Origin of the sequence: Streptomyces sp. NPDC058773 (assembly GCF_042746015.1) — a bacterium.
Lineage (GTDB): Bacteria > Actinomycetota > Actinomycetes > Streptomycetales > Streptomycetaceae > Streptomyces.
Genome location: NZ_JBHYPE010000004.1, coordinates 93,090 through 106,320, shown reverse-complemented (window position 1 = coordinate 106,320; position 13,231 = coordinate 93,090). Strand labels below are relative to the sequence as shown.

Sequence of the window (13,231 nt, the reverse complement as noted above, 5' to 3'; positions counted from 1 at the left end):
AACTCCCGCGCGGCCATGGGTCCGTACATGACACAGCAGCGGGGGCACCCGGATTCTTCCGGATGCCCCCGCTGCTCGGATGCCTGGCGCGACGTCTCAGACGGTGATCAGGGCCTCCAGCGGAGCGCCCTTCAGTCCCGGCTCCAGCCGCTGCCGCCCGGCCAGGAAGCCCAGCTCCAGCAGCACGGCCAGGCCTGCGACCTCTGCGCCCGCGCGGCGGATGAGCTGCAGCGAGGCGTCGGCGGTGCCGCCGGTGGCGAGCACGTCGTCGATCACCAGCACCCGGTCGCCCGGGGCCAGCGCATCGGTGTGGATCTCGATCTCGGCGGTGCCGTACTCCAGCTCGTAGGCCTGCCCGAGCGTCGTACCGGGCAGCTTGCCCGCCTTGCGGACGGGGACGAAGCCGACGCCGGCCCGGACCGCGACCGGAGCGGCGAGTATGAACCCGCGCGCCTCCAGCCCCACGATCTTGTCCACCCGGTGGCGTCCGCACAGCTCGGCGAACGCCTCGGTCAGCGCGCCGAAGGCGGCCGGGTCCGCCAGCAGCGGGGTGATGTCCTTGAACACCACACCCGGCTGCGGGTGGTCCGGGATGTCCGTGATCCGGTTGAGCAGCAGCTCACGCAGCTCTGCGGGGGCGCTCACCGGCGCTTGCCCGACGGGCGGCCGCGTCCGCGGTTACGGGAGGCGGGCTGGTGGCGCGGTCCGACGACCGCGGCACCGTCCTCGGCGTCGGCCGTGGCGAGGCCGGGCTCCTGGTCGTCCTCCTGGCCCGCTTCCTTGGCCGCAGCCGCGGCGCGCTTCGCCTTCACCTTCTTGGCCAGCGCCTTGATCTGCGGCTCGCGGCCCTTCAGGTCGGCGACCAGCGGCGTCGCGATGAAGATCGACGAGTAGGCACCGGCGGCGAGGCCGACGAACAGGGCCAGCGAAATGTCGTTGAGCATGCCCGCGCCCAGGACACCGCCGCCGACGAACAGCAGACCGGCGACCGGGAGCAGCGCCACGACCGTGGTGTTGATCGACCGCACCAGGGTGCTGTTGATCGAGCGGTTGGCGATCTCGCCGTAGGTGAAGCGGTTCTGCTTGGTGATGTCCCTGGAGGCTTCCTTGAGGCTGTCGAAGACGACGACCGTGTCGTACAGGGAGTAACCAAGAATCGTCAGCAGACCGATGACCGTGCCGGGAGTGACCTCGAAGCCGACCAGGGCGTAGACGCCGACCGTGATCGTGAGGTCGTGGATCAGCGCGATCAGGGCGGCGAGCGCCATCCGCCATTCGAAGGCGATGGCCAGATAGATCACCACGAGGATCATGAAGATCCCCAGACCCAGCCAGGCCTTGTTGGCGATCTCCTCGCCCCAGCTCGGGCCGACCAACTGGGTGTTGACGTCCTTGACCGGGATCTTGAGGTCCTTGGCGAGCTCTTCCTGGACCGGCAGCGCCTGCTTGGTGTCCAGGCCGCTGATCTGGATGCGCAGCGCGCCGCTGCCGAGCTTCTGCACCACGGCCTGGTGACCGCCCGCCGCCGACTCGGCCTGGTGCTGGGCCGTGGAGGCGGACACGGAGGTGGACGGCGTGGAGAAGACCGCGCCGCCGGAGAACTCGATACCGAAGTTCAGACCCCGCACCGCCAGGCCGACGATGGCCGTGATGGTGATGAGGATCGAGATGCCGTACCAGATCTTCCGCTTGCCGATGAAGTCGTAGCCGACCTCGCCGCGGTAGAGCCGGGCGCCGAGATTTCCGAGCTTGGACATCTCACGCCTCCTTCGTCTGCGTGGGGGCGGCGCCGCGACGACGGCGCAGCGGCGGCTTGGCGCCCAGGCGCTTGGGGTCGAGGCCGGACCAGGAGTGGCCGTCGGCGAAGAACTTCCGCCGGGCCAGCATCGTCATCAGCGGCTTGGTGAAGTAGAAGACCACGACGACGTCGAGGACGGTGGTCAGGCCGAGCGTGAACGCGAAGCCCTTCACCTTGCCGACGGTGACGATGAACAGCACCGCCGCGGCCAGGAACGACACGAAGTCGGAGACCAGGATCGTCCGGCGGGCGCGCGGCCAGCCGCGCTCGACGGCCGGTCGCAGGGTGCGGCCCTCGCGGATCTCGTCCCGGATGCGTTCGAAGTAGACGATGAACGAGTCGGCGGTGATACCGATCGCCACGATGGCGCCGCAGACCGCCGGGAGGTTCAGTGCGAACCCGATGGTCGGGCCGAGCAACGTCATGATGGTGTACGTCAGGACCGCCGAGACCAGCAGGCTCGCCAGCGCGACCAGCGCCAGCCCCCGGTAGTAGGCGACGAGGTAGATCACGACCAGCGCCAGGCCGATGGCACCGGCGATCAGACCGGCGTGCAGCTGCTCGCCGCCGAGCGCCGCGGTGACCGTGGTCTCGTCGTCGATCTTGAAGGACAGCGGCAGCGAACCGTAGGACAGCATGTTGCCCAGGTCCTCGGCGGACTGCTGGGTGAAGCCGCCGGAGATGGTGGCGTTGCCACCGTTGATCGCCTTGCTGACCGACGGGGCGGAGACCACCGCGCCGTCCAGCACGATCCCGAACTGGTTCTGCGGCGGAGCCTTGGCGGCGAGCTTGCCGGTGACGTCCGCGAACTTCTTGCCGCCCTCGGAGGTGAAGTCCATCTGGACGATCCAGCCCTGGGCGGTCTGGCTGTCGAAGACGGCCTTGGCGCCACTGACCTCAGTGCCCTCGACGCCGACCGGGCCGAGCGCGTACTTCTGCGTGCCGTCGTCCTTGCAGGCCACGATGGAGGAGGAGGGCAGAGCGTTCGCGGCCTTCTGACCAGCGGTGGCGCGGCTCGCGTCGGTGGAGCAGTCCAGCGCGTTGAGCTGCTTCTGGAGGGCCGGCGGAATGTCCGCGCCGGCCGGGGGCGTCGGCGGGGCCTGGGGCGCGGAGGGCTTGGCCGGGCCGGAGGGGGTGGGCTTGGCGGACGGCGCCTTCTTCAGCGCGTCCGTCACCGCACGGCCCTGCGTGGTCGGCTTGTCACCCGGCGACTGCGAGGCCTGCTGCTGGGTGCCGGGCTGCTTCGTGGCCGGGTCGCCCGCGGCCTTGTCGCCCTTGGCCTTGTCGTTCGCGCCCTTCTTGGAGGGGCTGGGCTTGGGCTCGGGGGTCTTGGTGCCCGCCGTGGTGGTGAGCACCGGGCGGAACCCGAGCTTGGCGGTGGTGCCGACCTGCTCGCGGGCCTGCTTCGCGTCCGTCCCCTTGGGGATGTTCACGATGATGTGGTCGGTGCCCTGTGTCTGGACCTCGGCCTCGGACACACCGAGACCGTTGACCCGCCGCTCCATGATGCCGGCGGCGGTGTTCATATTGGTCTCGTTGATCGCGTTGGGCTTGCCCGGCTGGTTCTGGGCCTTCAGCGTGAAGCTGGTGCCACCGGCCAGGTCGATGCCCAGTCGCGGCGTCATCGTGCCGGAGTAGAACATCCCTCCGATCAGCCCCGCCATGGCGATGAGGACCAGGAGCAGGGTGCGGCCCGGATGCCCCTGGCTCGCGGGCGTCCTGCGGCCCTTCTTCGGTGCTGCCACCTTCTCGTATCTCCCTGTCCAACCCCTCGGCCCGGGATGCCGGCCGAGGGGCCACGAAGTCTTGTGGGGACGTGCCCCCGCCGGAGCCTAGACCGTCCCGGAACCGCGGTGCACGACACACCACGCGTGCTCCCGCGGTTCCGTGGGGATGGACTACTTCGCGTCGTCGCCGGACTTCTTGTCGTCCTTCGCGGTGTCGGCGTCCGCCTTGACGGTGTCCTTGGCCTCGTCGGCGTCCTTGGCCTCCTTGGCCTCGTCCGCGGCGGGCTCGGCGTCGGCCGGGGCGTCGGCCTTGCCCATGTCGATCTTGCCGGGCTTCTCGGCGGCGGCGTCGCCGGTCAGCGAGGACGCGTCGTCCGGAACGACCGGCTCGTCATGGTGGATCGGGTCGGCACCGTCCAGGATGCGGTTGTACTCCTCGTCCGCGAGCACGGCACCGATGGCGTTCTTGGCGTAGATGGCGTGCACGCCGGGGGCGACCTCCAGGAGGACGGTGTCCTCGTGGATTTCCTTGACGGTGGCGTACATGCCGCCGATCGTCCGGACGCCGGTGCCGGCCTGCATCTCATCGCGCATCTGGGCGGCCGCCTGCTGCTTCTTCTTGGCGGACCGCGTCATCAGGAACATGGCCCCGATGAGGACGATGAAGGGGAGGAGAGTCACGATATTGGGCACGGGACGGAAATCCTTCGCACGACCGCTGCTGTGCGGTCTCATAGAGCGGGGGTGGATATGCCGCCCATACGAACGGCATCGGCGGAGTCTAGGCGAGTCCCCACCAGTGGAACAACGCACAGCATCCCACCGCAGTTCCTGGCCCGGCGAGTCCCCGCGCCGTCACGCCCCGAACAAGCCCTGCTGCCCGCCGGCGCCCGCCTGCTGCTGCGGCGGGACGAGGCCCAGATGGGCCCAGGCCGCCGGGGTCGCGACCCGGCCCCTGGGGGTCCTGGCCAGCAGTCCTTCCCGTACGAGGAACGGCTCGGCGACCTCCTCCACGGTCTCCCGCTCCTCCCCCACCGCGACCGCGAGGGTGGACAGGCCCACCGGGCCGCCGCTGAACAGCTTGAGCAGGGCCGTGAGCACGGCGCGGTCGAGGCGGTCCAGGCCGCGGGCGTCGACCTCGTAGACCCCGAGGGCCCGGGAGGCGATCTCGCGGGTGATCAGACCGTCCGCCTTCACCTGGGCGTAGTCGCGGACCCGGCGCAGCAGGCGGTTGGCGATACGGGGCGTGCCGCGGGAGCGGCCGGCGATCTCGGCGGCGCCCTCCGGGTCTATGTCGACGTCCAGCAGACCGGCCGAGCGGTGGATGACCCGCTGCAGCTCGGCGGGGGCGTAGAACTCCATGTGCGCGGTGAAGCCGAAGCGGTCGCGCAGCGGGGGCGGCAGCAGACCGGCCCTGGTCGTGGCGCCGACCAGGGTGAACGGGGGGAGTTCGAGCGGGATGGCGGTGGCTCCCGGGCCCTTGCCGACGATGACGTCGACGCGGAAGTCCTCCATCGCCATGTAGAGCATTTCCTCGGCGGGCCGGGACATCCGGTGGATCTCGTCGAGGAAGAGGACCTCGCCCTCCTGGAGGGAGGAGAGGATCGCGGCGAGGTCGCCGGCGTGCTGGATGGCGGGCCCGGAGGTGATCCGGATCGGGGCGCCCATCTCGGCGGCGATGATCATCGAGAGGGTCGTCTTGCCGAGGCCCGGCGCGCCCGACAGCAGGACGTGGTCGGCAGTGGCGCCGCGGGCGCGGGCGGCGCGCAGCACCAGGTCGAGCTGTTCGCGCACCCGCTCCTGGCCGACGAATTCCGCCAGGTCCTTGGGCCGCAGCGCGGCCTCGACGGCGGTGTCCTCACCGTCCGCGTCGGCCCCGACCAGCCGGTCGGGTGCGCCCTCGGCGTCCTCGCTGGTGGGCGGTGCGGTGTCGTCCCAGTTCACTGCGGATTGCCTCGTGAGGTCGGGGCGGCCGGGCCGCCGGTGTGGTCGAACGGTCGGGGGCGCGGGGCCCGGACGGCGGCGGTCACCGTGCGCGGTTCAGGGACTGCAGGGCCGCCTTGAGCAGCTGCGGCACCTGGGGCGCCGCTCCCTCGGCGACGGCCGCCTCGGCCTGCGGGGCGACCGCGGCGACCGCCTCGTCCGCCTCCCGGGTGGCATAGCCGAGGCCGATCAGCGCGGCGTGCAGCTGGTCGCGCCAGCCGGGAGTGACGGCGCTGCCGACGCCCGCGCGGCCGGTGCCGAGCGGCTCCCCGAGCCGGTCCTTGAGCTCCAGGAGCAGCTTCTGCGCGCCCTTCTTGCCGATGCCGGGCACGGCGGTGAGGGCCTTTTCGTCGCCGGTGGCGACGGCCAGCCGCAGCGCGTCCGGGGAGTGCACCGCGAGCATCGCCTGGGCGAGCCGGGGTCCGACCCCGCTGGCGGTCTGGAGCAGCTCGAAGGTCTGCCGCCCGTCGTCATCGGCGAAGCCGTAGAGGGTGAGCGAGTCCTCACGGACGACGAGGGAGGTGGCGAGCTTGGCCTGCTGTCCGACGCGCAGCGCGGAGAGGGTGTCCGGCGTGCACTGGACGGCCATGCCGATGCCGCCGACCTCGACGACGGCGGAGTCCGGTGCGAGGGCCGCGACCGGGCCGGAGACGAAGGCGATCATCGGGTGCCCTTCTGGGGTGTCGCCCGGCGGACGCCGGGAGCGCGGACGGGAGCAGCGCGGCGGGCCGCGGCGTGCGCCTGCTGGAGGCGGTTGACCGCGGGGGCGCGCCAGATATGGCAGATGGCGAGGGCGAGCGCGTCGGCGGCATCGGCGGGCTTGGGTGGCGCGTCGAGCCGCAGCAGGCGGGTCACCATCGCGCCGACCTGCGCCTTGTCGGCCCGGCCGGAGCCGGTGACGGCGGCCTTGACCTCGCTGGGGGTGTGCAGCGCGACCGGCAGCCCACGGCGGGCCGCGCACAGCATGGCGACCGCGCTGGCCTGGGCGGTGCCCATGACCGTACGGACGTTGTGCTGGCTGAAGACCCGCTCCACGGCGACGCATTCGGGGCGGTGCTCGTCGAGCCAGGCGTCTATCCCGCGCTCGATCTCCACCAGGCGCAGGGCGATGTCGGCGTCCGCGGGCGTGCGGACGACGCCGACGCCGACCATCGTCAGCGGACGCCCGGCGACGCCGTCGACCACCCCGACCCCGCAGCGCGTCAGCCCGGGGTCCACCCCCAGCACCCTCATCGCTCCCGCCCCTCGCCGTATTCGGTCAGCTGTTCCTGCTTCGGGAGCGCATGCCCCCTGATCAGCACAGTAGTGGCTGCCACTGACAAACCGACGGGCCGACGGGGTGTGTCCCCGTCGGCCCGTCAGTGAACCGAGCGTGCGCCCCGGTCAGGCGTCGACCTTGGCCATCACATCGTCCGAGACGTCGAAGTTGGCGAAGACGTTCTGCACGTCGTCGCTGTCCTCCAGCGCGTCGATCAGCTTGAAGATCTTGCGCGCGCCCTCTTCCTCCAGTTCGACCTGCATGGTCGGGACGAAGTTGGCGTCGGCCGAGTCGTAGTCGATACCGGACTCCTGGAGGGCCGTGCGGACCGCGACCAGGTCGGTGGCCTCGCTGAGCACCTCGAAGGACTCACCGAGGTCGTTGACCTCCTCGGCACCCGCGTCCAGGACCGCGCCCAGGACGTCGTCCTCGGTCAGTTCACCCTTGGGGACGATCACCACGCCCTTGCGGTTGAACAGGTACGACACCGAACCCGGGTCGGCCATCGAACCGCCGTTGCGGGTCATGGCGACGCGGACGTCCGAGGCGGCGCGGTTGCGGTTGTCGGTGAGGCACTCGATGAGCACCGCGACACCGTTGGGACCGTAACCCTCGTACATGATGGTCTCGTAGTCGGCGCCGCCGGCTTCGAGGCCCGCACCGCGCTTGACCGCGGAGTCGATGTTCTTGTTGGGCACCGAGCTCTTCTTGGCCTTCTGGATGGCGTCGAAGAGCGTCGGGTTGCCGTCCGGGTCGGCACCGCCCGTACGGGCCGCGACCTCGATGTTCTTGATCAGCTTCGCGAAGAGCTTGCCGCGCTTGGCATCGATCACGGCCTTCTTGTGCTTCGTCGTAGCCCATTTAGAGTGGCCGGACATCCGCCTGTCTCCTTCGCGTAACCAACGTCTGAAACGAACGCCTCAGATCCTACCGGGGCCAGGTCACACGGTGTAACTCCCGCCCGTCACCCGGCCACTGCCCCTGCCGGAGCCCCGAGGCCCGTCCTCCTGGTCAGCCCTGGGCCCGCCGCACCATGTCCACGAACAGCGCGTGGACCCGGTGGTCGCCGGTGAGCTCCGGGTGGAAGGACGTGGCGAGGACGTTACCCTGCCGCACGGCCACGGTGTGCCCGTCGTAGGTCGCCAGGACCTCGACCGCGCCACCTACGGACTCGACCCAGGGGGCCCGGATGAAGACGCCCTCGACGGGTCCGCCGGGAATCCCGGCGACATCGATCGCCGCCTCGAACGACTCGTTCTGCCGCCCGAAGGCGTTACGGCGCACGATCATGTCGACGCCGCCGAACGTCTCCTGGTCCTCGCGGGCGTCCAGCAGCTTGTCCGCAACCATGATCATGCCGGCGCAGGTGCCGTAGACCGGCTTGCCCGCGCGGACGAAGGCGCGCAGCGGCTCCAGCATGCCGAAGGTGACGGCCAGCTTGGACATGGTGGTGGACTCGCCGCCCGGTATGACCAGGCCGTCGATCCCGTCCAGTTCCTCGGGACGGCGTACCGGCCGGGCCAGGGCGTCCGCCTCGGCGAGCGCGGTGAGGTGCTCGCGGACGTCGCCCTGGAGGGCCAGCACACCGATGGTGGGGGTGCTCATCAACGTGTCCTACCAGCCGCGGTTGGCGTAGCGCTCGGCCTCGGGGAGGGTGTCGCAGTTGATGCCGACCATGGCCTCGCCCAGGTTGCGGGAGACGTCCGCGATCACCTTCGGGTCGTCGTAGAAGGTGGTGGCCTTCACGATCGCGGCGGCGCGCTTGGCAGGGTCACCGGACTTGAAGATGCCGGAGCCGACGAACACGCCCTCGGCGCCGAGCTGGCGCATCAGCGCGGCGTCGGCCGGGGTGGCGACACCACCGGCGGAGAACAGCACGACCGGCAGCTTGCCCAGCTCGGCGACCTCCTTGACCAGCTCGTACGGGGCGCGCAGCTCCTTGGCGGCGGCGAACAGCTCGTTGTTGTCGCAGCCGCGCAGCTTGGCGATCTCGCCCTTGATCTGGCGGAGGTGGCGGACCGCCTCGACGACGTTGCCGGTGCCGGCCTCGCCCTTGGAGCGGATCATCGCGGCGCCCTCGGCGATCCGGCGCAGCGCCTCGCCCAGGTTGGTGGCACCACAGACGAACGGGGTGGTGAAGGCCCACTTGTCGGAGTGGTTGACCTCGTCGGCCGGGGTGAGGACCTCGGACTCGTCGATGTAGTCGACGCCGAGCGACTGCAGGACCTGGGCCTCGACGAAGTGGCCGATACGGGACTTGGCCATGACCGGGATGGAGACCGCGTTGATGATGCCGTCGATCATGTCCGGGTCGGACATCCGGGCCACGCCGCCGTCCTTGCGGATGTCGGCGGGGACCCGCTCCAGGGCCATGACGGCGACGGCGCCCGCGTCCTCGGCGATCTTCGCCTCTTCCGGCGTGACGACGTCCATGATCACGCCGCCCTTGAGCTGCTCGGCCATACCGCGCTTGACGCGCGCGGTTCCGGTCTCGGGGGACTGGGACGTGGTGGGCGTGCTGGACACGGTTTGACCTCACTCCATGCGGGTGGCTGTACTGCTGCGCCCACACAACCGTTTGTGAGCGGACCGGGAAAAGGGCCAATTAGAGGTCAGTGGCTTCTCACCGCTGGGAGCCGCAGCCGCCGGCACACCGCTTCCGGCCCGCTCCCCGGCTCAGTTCCCGGCCGAGCGGTCGTCCAGAACGGCCGGCGGCTCGTCGTCCATCTCGAAGGCCAACGGGAACGGCGCATGGCCGGCGAGCCGGAAATAACGCACCACCCGGTGGCGGCGGACGGCGCGTGCGGCCCGTACGGCGTCGTTGTGGAAACGGCGGGCCATCGGGACCCGGCGCACCGCGGCGGTCAGCTCGGCGACCGACTGCTCACCGCCCGGCGCCTCCCGTACGGCCTCCAGCTGATCCTCCTCCGCGAAGATCGCCCGCAGCGCCTGGCTCAGCTCACTCTCCGCGACCTCCCGGTGGTCCTCCTCGGCCTGCCGGGCCTCGTGCGCGGCCTGGTAGAGAACGATCGAGGCGGCCGGGTCGAGGACCCCCGAGGTGCCCACCTCCTGCGCGACGGACGCGCGCCGGAGCAGCTGGGCGTCGAGCGCCGCCCTGGCCGCGTCGATACGGGCATGCAAGCGGTCGAGGCGGCCGGCCGTCCAGCTCAGATAGATGCCGATGAGGACGATCGCGGCGGCGATCCAGATGAACGTGGTCACGGTCGGTTACGTTATCCCACGTTTTTGGCTTTCCCGCCGTGGTGGTTGCTCGCCGTTTGTTGCCCGCTTGCGCGGTGCACTCGCCGTTGCGCCTGCGGCGGGCGGGGCCGCTGCGCGGGGCTGTCGGGGTGCGGTGACGGGTGGAGACAAGGTCGGCAGGGGTGCACGTTGGTGGTCCGGTGCGGACCGTAGGGCCCGGTGATGGCTTACGGCGGCCGGCCCCCACCACCGTCGCTCACTCCCCCAACGGGAGGGGGCGGGCCGGAGGGGCCTGTGTTGTGGACGTAAAGCGAAGCAGTCCACAACACAGGCCCCGGAGGCCCGTCACCGCACCCAACAACAACCCCGCCCGCCGCAGGCGCAACGGCGGGAAAGCCGAAAGCGTCGGCCAAGGCAAAGCGCAGCGGAACGGCGGGAAAGCCAAAAACGTGGGAGGTCAATCCTTCGCCGGCCAGAGGCGATTCCGTGGGCCGACCCGCTCATCCGTGGCCACGGACGCCGCCCCGGTGGTCACCGTCTCGTAGACGGCGAGGATGTCGGCGCCAACGGTCGCCCAATCGAAGCGACGCACATGCCGGGCGCCGCGTTCGCGCAGCTCGGCGAGGCGCGCGGGGTCACCGAGGAGTCGTACCGCCGCGGCGGCGAGCGCCTCGGCGTCCTCGTTGGTGAAGAGTTCACCGGCTTCGCCCTGGTCCAGGACCTGGGCGAAGGCGTCGAGGTCGCTGGCCAGTACGGGCGCGCCGGCCGACATCGCCTCCACCAGGATGATGCCGAAGGATTCGCCGCCGGTATTGGGCGCGACATAGAGGTCGACGCTGCGCAGCAGCCGGGCCTTGTCCTCGTCGCTGACCATGCCGAGGAATTCGACCCGGGAGCGGAGGTCGGCGGGCAGTGCCGCGACGGCCTCCTCCTCGTCGCCGCGGCCGGCGACGAGGAGCCGGGCGTCGGGTACTGCGGTGAGGATCGCGGGCAGCGCGTCCATCAGGACCGGCAGGCCCTTGCGTGGCTCGTCGATCCGGCCGATGAAGCCGATCGTGCGTCCCTGCCACTCGGCCTTGGGCTCGGCGGTGGCGAAGAAGTCGACGTCCACGCCGTTGGGGATGACCACCGCGTCGCCACCGAGGTGTTCGACGAGCGTGCGGCGGGCGTATTCGCTCACCGCGATCCGGGCGCTGATCTTCTCCAGCGCGGGCTGCAGGATCGGATAGGCGGCGATCATCGCCCGCGAGCGCGGGTTGGAGGTGTGGAAGGTCGCCACGATCGGGCCCTGGGCCGCCCAGCAGGAGAGCAGGCCGAGCGAGGGCGAGGCCGGCTCGTGGATGTGGATGACGTCGAAGGCGCCCTGCTGGAGCCAGCGGCGTACCCGGGCGGCGGACAGGAAGCCGAAGTTGAGGCGGGCGACGGAGCCGTTGTAGGGGACGGGGACGGCACGTCCGGCGGAGACGACGTACGGCGGGAGCGGGGTCTCGTCGTCCGCGGGGGCCAGGACGGAGACCTCGTGGCCGAGGTGGATCAGGTGGTCGGCCAGGTCGCGGATGTGGAACTGCACGCCGCCGGGGACGTCCCAGGCGTACGGGCAGACGATGCCGATCTTCACACGGACTCCGTTCCGGCGGTTCCGGAGGCCTCGGAGCCGCCGTGGGCGGAGGGCTGCTCGGGCTGTTCCAGGTCGGCGAGCCAGAGACGCTGCAGCATGTGCCAGTCCTCGGGGTGGTCGGCGATGCCGGAGGCGAAGGCGTCGGCGAGCGCCTGGGTCATCTGGGCGGCCTTCTCGGCACGGCTGCCGGTCTCGGGGACCTCGATCTCCGGGTGGACCCGGCCGCGCATGACGGGGGTCTCGTCGAACCAGAGGGTGACGGGCAGCAGCATGGCGCCGGTCTGTACAGCGAGCACGGCGGGGCCGGCCGGCATCTTCGTGGCCTCGCCGAAGAACTTGACCTCTATCCCGGAGGCGGACAGATCACGGTCCGCGACCAGGCAGACCAGTCCGCCGGCCCGCAGCCGCCGGGCCAGCGTGCCGAAGGCGGCGCCGCCGGTGTGCGGCAGCACCTCCATGCCCAGGCCCTCGCGGAAGGCGACGAAACGGTCGTAGAGGGATTCCGGCTTGAGGCGCTGGGCGACGGTGGTGAAGGGGACCCCGAGCTTGGTGGTGACCCAGGCGCCCGCGAGGTCGTAGTTGCCCATGTGGGGCAGCGCCAGGATGACGCCACGGCCGCTCTTGAGCCCGTCCTCCAGGTGGTGCACGTCCTCGGGGGTGAAACCGGCCCTTATCCGGTCCTTGCTCCAGGCCGGCAGCCGGAAGGACTCCATCCAGTAGCGCATGTACGAGCGCATCCCGGCCCGGGAGAGCTCGGCGAGCCGCTGCGGGGTGGCGTCCGGGACGACCCGGGCGAGGTTCGACTCCAGGCGGAGGACGCCCTTGCCGCGGCGCTTCCAGGCGATGTCGCCGATCCGCCGGCCGAGCCGTACGGCCGTGCCTTCGGGCAGCTTCTTGACGGTGCTCCAGCCCAGGGCGTAGAGCGCGTCCGCCAGCTTCTCCCCGTCGATCCACGGCCGGCCGTTCCTGCGCGCGCTCATGCGCTGTTCCCCCCTTGTGCGATGGCGTCGGCCTCGGCCGACTCCCGTCGGACCGTCACCACACGCTGGCCGAGGGTGACGGCACTGCCGATGGCGACGATCCACAGCGCGATCGGCAGCAGGATCTCGACGCCGGGCACCCCGAAGGCGTGCAGCCCCGACAGGCCGCAGGCCACCAGCGTGACGACCAGCCGCTCGGCCCGCTCCACCAGGCCGTTGACGTCCACCGGCAGCCCGATGGCCTCCCCGCGCGCCTTGGTGTACGAGACCACCTGGCCGCTGGCGAGGCAGAAGATCGCCATTCCGCAGAGCAGCAGGCTGTCGCCCCGGCCCGCGTACCAGAGGGCGAGTCCGCCGAAGATCGCCGAGTCGGCGACCCGGTCGAGGGTGGAGTCGAGAAAGGCGCCCCACCGGCTGGAGCGGCCCAGCTGGCGCGCCATGTTGCCGTCGACGAGGTCCGAGAAGACGAACAGCGTGATGACGACCGTGCCCCAGAAGAACTCGCCCATCGGGTAGAAGATCAGGGCGCCGGCCACCACGCCGCCGGTGCCGACCAGAGTGACCGCGTCCGGGCTGACGCCGATCCGGATGAGCAGGGCGGCGAACGGCGTGAGAACACGCGTGAAGAACGCACGCGCGTACTTGTTCAGCATGGCCTTCCCGGGA

At 70.9% G+C, this 13,231-nt stretch carries 14 protein-coding genes; all 14 read right to left on the bottom strand.

The annotated features are described in order from the left end of the window. Positions 1 to 96 precede the first annotated feature (96 nt). The 14 genes from ACFW5B_RS05280 to pgsA all read right to left on the bottom strand — a co-directional run bounded on the left by ACFW5B_RS05280 (position 97) and on the right by pgsA (position 13,218). Positions 97 to 645, bottom strand: a complete 549-nt coding sequence (locus ACFW5B_RS05280) for an adenine phosphoribosyltransferase (protein WP_386433526.1) — start codon at positions 643 to 645, stop codon at positions 97 to 99. After that, positions 642 to 1,757, bottom strand: a complete 1,116-nt coding sequence (secF, locus tag ACFW5B_RS05275) for a protein translocase subunit SecF (RefSeq protein WP_386433523.1) — start codon at positions 1,755 to 1,757, stop codon at positions 642 to 644. The genes ACFW5B_RS05280 and secF overlap by 4 nt, the downstream gene beginning before the upstream one ends. Before the next feature lies 1 nt (position 1,758). Beyond that, positions 1,759 to 3,543, bottom strand: coding sequence for a protein translocase subunit SecD (secD, locus tag ACFW5B_RS05270; RefSeq protein WP_386433520.1), 1,785 nt, complete (start codon positions 3,541 to 3,543; stop codon positions 1,759 to 1,761). A 153-nt stretch (positions 3,544 to 3,696) separates the two neighbouring features. Beyond that, entirely contained in the window at positions 3,697 to 4,260 is a 564-nt protein-coding gene (gene yajC, locus ACFW5B_RS05265; protein WP_386433517.1) for a preprotein translocase subunit YajC, read from the bottom strand. Positions 4,261 to 4,380: 120 nt separating this feature from the next. Next, a complete protein-coding gene (gene ruvB / locus ACFW5B_RS05260) occupies positions 4,381 to 5,469 on the bottom strand; it encodes a Holliday junction branch migration DNA helicase RuvB (protein ID WP_386433514.1) in 1,089 nt (362 codons plus the stop codon). 82 nt (positions 5,470 to 5,551) lie between these two features. Then, positions 5,552 to 6,172: a Holliday junction branch migration protein RuvA gene (gene ruvA / locus ACFW5B_RS05255; RefSeq protein WP_386433511.1), complete on the bottom strand. Its 621-nt coding sequence runs from the start codon at positions 6,170 to 6,172 to the stop codon at positions 5,552 to 5,554. Then, positions 6,169 to 6,741 carry a crossover junction endodeoxyribonuclease RuvC gene (gene ruvC / locus ACFW5B_RS05250; protein ID WP_386433508.1) on the bottom strand — a complete coding sequence of 191 codons (573 nt, stop codon included), beginning with the start codon at positions 6,739 to 6,741 and terminating at the stop codon, positions 6,169 to 6,171. Before ruvC ends, ruvA begins: the two co-directional genes overlap by 4 nt. Positions 6,742 to 6,891: 150 nt before the next feature. Further along, complete coding sequence (locus tag ACFW5B_RS05245) at positions 6,892 to 7,644, bottom strand: YebC/PmpR family DNA-binding transcriptional regulator (protein WP_136744583.1); 753 nt, start codon at positions 7,642 to 7,644, stop codon at positions 6,892 to 6,894. Positions 7,645 to 7,777: 133 nt separating this feature from the next. Further along, entirely contained in the window at positions 7,778 to 8,371 is a 594-nt protein-coding gene (pdxT, locus tag ACFW5B_RS05240) for a pyridoxal 5'-phosphate synthase glutaminase subunit PdxT (RefSeq protein ID WP_386433504.1), read from the bottom strand. A 9-nt stretch (positions 8,372 to 8,380) separates the two neighbouring features. Continuing rightward, positions 8,381 to 9,292 carry a pyridoxal 5'-phosphate synthase lyase subunit PdxS gene (gene pdxS / locus ACFW5B_RS05235; RefSeq protein ID WP_386433501.1) on the bottom strand — a complete coding sequence of 304 codons (912 nt, stop codon included), beginning with the start codon at positions 9,290 to 9,292 and terminating at the stop codon, positions 8,381 to 8,383. 150 nt (positions 9,293 to 9,442) lie between these two features. Next, on the bottom strand, positions 9,443 to 9,988 hold the full coding sequence (locus tag ACFW5B_RS05230; protein ID WP_386433498.1) for a hypothetical protein: 546 nt from the start codon (positions 9,986 to 9,988) through the stop codon (positions 9,443 to 9,445). A 436-nt stretch (positions 9,989 to 10,424) separates the two neighbouring features. Next, a complete protein-coding gene (locus tag ACFW5B_RS05225; protein ID WP_386433495.1) occupies positions 10,425 to 11,585 on the bottom strand; it encodes a glycosyltransferase family 4 protein in 1,161 nt (386 codons plus the stop codon). After that, positions 11,582 to 12,565 carry a phosphatidylinositol mannoside acyltransferase gene (locus tag ACFW5B_RS05220; protein WP_386433492.1) on the bottom strand — a complete coding sequence of 328 codons (984 nt, stop codon included), beginning with the start codon at positions 12,563 to 12,565 and terminating at the stop codon, positions 11,582 to 11,584. The genes ACFW5B_RS05225 and ACFW5B_RS05220 overlap by 4 nt, the downstream gene beginning before the upstream one ends. Beyond that, positions 12,562 to 13,218 (bottom strand): phosphatidylinositol phosphate synthase, encoded by a 657-nt coding sequence (gene pgsA / locus ACFW5B_RS05215; protein ID WP_386433489.1) that lies wholly within the window; start codon positions 13,216 to 13,218, stop codon positions 12,562 to 12,564. Before pgsA ends, ACFW5B_RS05220 begins: the two co-directional genes overlap by 4 nt. Between the last annotated feature and the right edge of the window lie 13 nt (positions 13,219 to 13,231).